Consider the following 1,132-nt stretch of genomic DNA (forward strand, 5'->3'; position numbering starts at 1 on the left):
CGTCTAATAGCGCGCCTTCCTCATGATCAAGAGGAAGCTTAATTTCATTAATACGAATCATATCGATGTCTCGTTATAGTAGGTGTCTTAGCCAAAAAACCTAACGGCCCCCAGCTCACAATGGCGCGCATTTTACGAGAAATTGAATTGTCTGTCATACTAAATCAAGGTTGGACGACGGATTTAACTTGGTGAATGTTGAATTTTGCCTTGGGATGAGTATTATCCCCCTTCTTTGATTTTGACTAACTTAAGAGCTGATTATCATGGCGTTTGTCGTAACCGATAACTGTATCCAATGTAAATACACCGACTGTGTCGCGGTGTGCCCGGCTGACGCCTTCCACGAAGGTCCAAACTTCATGGTAATCAACCCAATAGAATGTATCGACTGTGGCTTGTGTGTTGACGAGTGTGCCGCAGCGGCAATCTTCCAAGAAGACGAGCTGCCTGAAGATCAAACCATCTACAAAGAGCTCAACGCCGAACTCGCAGAAATCTGGCCGGTACAAACTGAAGTGAAACCAGCGATGGATGAAGCGGAAAAATGGAATGGCGTGCCAAACAAGTTGGATATGTTAGAAAAATAACCGCATTCAAAACGAAAAAAGCGTAATGAACCTCAGCTTGAAATCGCCTAGGCCGTTACGCTTTTTTTGTATCTAAAATTCGTTGATACGATTAGCTGTGCTGACGACGCATGTTGTCCAAAATGATGCCCGTCGCCATTGCTACGTTTAAAGATTCTGCGCCACCGAAAGCAGGAATCGTGATCTGATCTGTCACGAACTTGGACGCTTCTTCTCGCACACCATGTGACTCGCTGCCCATCAACAAAATACCTTCTGCTGAAAAATCAGTTTTATGCACGCTCTCACCTTCAAGGAAAGCACCATACACTGGTAAGTCTGCTTCTGCTAAGTAGCTTGGCAAATCAACCAAACTCACTTGCACACGCCCAAAACTGCCCATTGTCGCGCTGATGGTTTTTGGGTTATACGGGTCTGCACAGTCAGTGCTCGCAATAATGTGCTTAATGCCATACCAGTCAGCTACACGGATAATCGTACCTAGGTTACCTGGGTCTGAAACACCATCCAGAGCAATCATCAAGCCCTTTGCCTGTGGTTCT

Annotated in this window: 2 protein-coding genes; one reads left to right on the forward strand and one right to left on the reverse strand. The window is 45.5% G+C overall.

Features of this window, described 5'->3' with window-relative positions:
- Nucleotides 1-266: 266 nt before the first annotated feature.
- Nucleotides 267-590 (forward strand): ferredoxin FdxA, encoded by a 324-nt coding sequence (fdxA, locus tag R7E00_RS24605; RefSeq protein ID WP_005461160.1) that lies wholly within the window; start codon nucleotides 267-269, stop codon nucleotides 588-590.
- Between the two features lie 91 nt (nucleotides 591-681).
- Here fdxA and R7E00_RS24610 read toward each other — a convergent pair.
- A partial coding sequence (locus R7E00_RS24610; protein WP_318124834.1) for an RNA methyltransferase occupies nucleotides 682-1,132 on the reverse strand: 451 nt, incomplete at its 5' end.

Origin of the sequence: Vibrio sp. Vb1755 (assembly GCF_033338635.1) — a bacterium.
Lineage (GTDB): Bacteria > Pseudomonadota > Gammaproteobacteria > Enterobacterales > Vibrionaceae > Vibrio > Vibrio alginolyticus.